Consider the following 1,072-nt stretch of genomic DNA (forward strand, 5'->3'; position numbering starts at 1 on the left):
CGAGGGTGGGACGAGGCCGGGTGTTGAGGAGGTGTTGGACCCTCTTCAACTCGGCCGCGTCGTGCCCGGACAGATCGGTGCCCTTGGTGAACCAGTGCCGCAGGAGCCGATTGGTGTTCTCGTTCGTTCCGCGCTGCCAGGGACTGTGCGGGTCGCAGAAGTAGACCGGTGTCCCCAACTCCATCCGGATGGTCTCGTAGCGGGCCATCTCACTGCCACGGTCCCAGGTGATGGTCTGCCGCAACTGCTGCGGGAGGTCTGCCATCGCGTCGATCATCGCGCCGGCGACCTGTTCGGCGGTGTGCCCGTCGGGCAGATGCAGCAGGATCGTGTAGCGGGTCGAGCGTTCGACCAGGGTCCCGATCGCACTCTTGGATGCGGTCCCGACGATCAGATCGCCTTCCCAATGCCCGGGCACCGCCCGATCAGCGGCCTCCGCGGGACGGTCACTGATCGTGAACGCGTCGGCATAGATCTTGCCGCGGCGGGAGACCCGGTCCCGAGGCTTGCGGGCCGTCCGCCGCGTCGACAGTTGTTTGGCCAGGTCAGCTCGTAAACCGCCGCGGGTCTGCACATACAGGCACTGGTAGATCGTCTCGTGGGACACCCGCTTCTCCCGATCGCCTGGGAACCATCGTGCCAGCATGTCAGCGATCAGTTTCGGGCTCCACCCCGCATCCATCGCGTCCTCGATCACCCGGCACAACACCGGATCGGTCGCGAGTTTGAACTGCTTCGGCCGCCGCGCCCGATGCGCCGCCCACGCCTGCGCCAGATACGCGTCGTAGTCCCCGGTCCCGGTGGCGTTGCGGACGATCTCCCGGCACACCACCGACCGGTGTCGGTCGATCCGGCGGGCGATCTCGGCGCGGGTGTGTCCCTTGTCCAGACCCCGCATGATCTCGATGCGTTCGGTGAAACTCAACGGCCGGTTCGCCCCCGCGGACTGCTCCTCGTCGACCGGGGTGACCAGTCCGCCACCCCGGCCCCGACGCAGCGGTGGACCCCCGAGTCGATACCACAACGACTGCGCACCCCGCCGTGACATCCCTACCGCCCGGGCCGCTTTCCC

General features: G+C 67.6%; 1 protein-coding gene. It reads right to left on the bottom strand.

The window, feature by feature from the left end:
* A partial coding sequence (locus E0497_RS20350) for an IS30 family transposase (protein ID WP_137726609.1) occupies positions 1 to 1,072 on the bottom strand: 1,072 nt, incomplete at both ends.

This window comes from Prescottella subtropica, assembly GCF_005434945.1.
GTDB lineage: Bacteria > Actinomycetota > Actinomycetes > Mycobacteriales > Mycobacteriaceae > Prescottella > Prescottella subtropica.